Genomic DNA, 1,799 nt, shown 5'->3' on the forward strand with positions numbered 1-1,799 from the left:
CGCGATGACCAGCAGGCCCAGCAGGAACCACAGCGGCGAGAGCCCCACGGTGAACGCGAGGATGGCGAAGCCCACGAGCATGATGGTGGCGAAGCCCGAGTCCACGGTGATCTGCATGAGCAGGGCCGCGCTCGTGGCCCGCCCCGGCGGGATGCCGCGGCGGCGCGCGTCGTCCACCACGAGCGTGGTGCCGGCGAGGTTGAGCGAGGGGGCGATGGTGTTCATGAAGAACGTGCCGAACACGAGCGGCAGCGTGGAGCGCGGGTCCATGCGCTCGCCCACGGCCTCGAACGCGAACGAGTAGGCGAAGCTCTGCGCGAAGTACTTGCCCAGCTGCGTGCACAGGGCGGCGACAAGCGGGATGACCGACCCCTTCTTGATGGTCTCCACGAGCTCCACCAGCTGGTCGCCGCGCAGCAGCACCACGGCCAGCACGATGACGATGACGAGCCCGATGAGCAGGTTGCGCACGCTCAGCTTCACAGCCCGCCCCCGTTCCGTCCCATGGCTCCCCCGCCGCTAGCGGAGGAACTCCTTCAGATCCGTGTTTTTCAGGAAGTCCAGCTCGTCGGCCGTCTCGGCATCCGTCTCCAGGAACAGGAAGCCGTAGGTGCCGGTGCGGCGCACGTCGAACGGGCGCAGCGCGAGCACCTGCGAGAAGCGGTCGCGCAGCGCCTCGTAGTCGAAGCGCTCGTCGCCCGTCGCGTCGTCGGGCGCGTTGAGCAGCGACATGGAGTACACCTTGCCCTCCTTGCCGGCGAACGCCGCGCCGAAGTCGGGCTGGACGCCCTCGAGGAACGCCTCGTAGGTGCGGTAGCCGTACGCGTACCAGCTGACGTCCGTGCCGCCCAGGCCGGCGAAGCGCAGCGGGTTGAACTCGATGGGGCACACGTGGCCCTCGTCCACGCGCACCTCCACGTGCACGGGGAAGTTGCGGGCGCCCACGAGCGCGTTCACCTTGTCGAGCCAGGCGGCGAAGGCCGGGGCGTTGTCGCGCACGATGGCGGCGCTCGTCACGTACATGCGGTCGGACGTGTCCTCGGCCGAGGCGAAGTCGTGGCGCAGCACGTTCAGGATGCGCGCGCGGCCCTGCTCGTCGAAGTAGGCGTCGAGCGCGTACTCCGTGCCGTCGATGTAGCCCTCCAGGATGAACGATCCGGCGCCGATGACGCTCTCGGGGTAGAGGTCGTGCCAGCTCGCGGCATTCTTCTGGATATCGGCCAGCGCGCGCTCCCAGTCCTCGCGGTCGGCCACGGCGTACACGCCCACGCTGCAGAAGCCCACGGAGGGCTTGAGCACGAACGGGGCGGGCAGGCGGGCGAAGTCCAGCTTGAACAGCTCGTCGATGGAGCACGTCTTGAAGAACAGGTCGGGGTCGAGCCCGGCCAGCGCGCGGCGCATGGCCGCCTTGTCCTTGAACAGGTCGATGGCGCGCGCGAGCGGCGCGTTGCCCGCATGGTCCACGACCCACGCCAGCGCGTTCTCGGAGTTCGTGTACACGCGCTCGCCCGCTTCGATGCGGCGGGAGGCCTCGTCCTCGCCCACCAGGTTGAGGCGGCGGCCCTCCGTGGCGAGCGCGGCGGCCACGGCGTTGTCCAGCACGGGATGCTGCGACTGCTCCAGCCAGTCGACCAGGGGATCGGATACGTACGGCTCGTCGAGCACTATCATGGGCGCAGCTCCTCCTTCGCAGACGGTTCGTCTGCCAGTATACCCTCCTGCTCCACCTGCCGCATGAGCAGCGCGCCCTTTTCGGCCTGCTGTTCCCAACTTGTTTTGCGCGGCGGCTCGGCCGCCTT

Annotated in this window: 1 protein-coding gene and 1 pseudogene; both read right to left on the bottom strand. The window is 68.9% G+C overall.

Going from position 1 to position 1,799, the window contains the following annotated elements:
* A pseudogene (locus tag GPA_RS03370) lies at positions 1-483 on the bottom strand (lysylphosphatidylglycerol synthase domain-containing protein); the annotation flags it as partial.
* Between the two features lie 36 nt (positions 484-519).
* Positions 520-1,671 carry an ATP-grasp domain-containing protein gene (locus tag GPA_RS03375; RefSeq protein ID WP_015538935.1) on the bottom strand — a complete coding sequence of 384 codons (1,152 nt, stop codon included), beginning with the start codon at positions 1,669-1,671 and terminating at the stop codon, positions 520-522.
* Between the last annotated feature and the right edge of the window lie 128 nt (positions 1,672-1,799).

The sequence above is a fragment of the Gordonibacter pamelaeae 7-10-1-b genome (assembly GCF_000210055.1).
Taxonomy (GTDB): Bacteria; Actinomycetota; Coriobacteriia; order Coriobacteriales; family Eggerthellaceae; genus Gordonibacter; species Gordonibacter pamelaeae.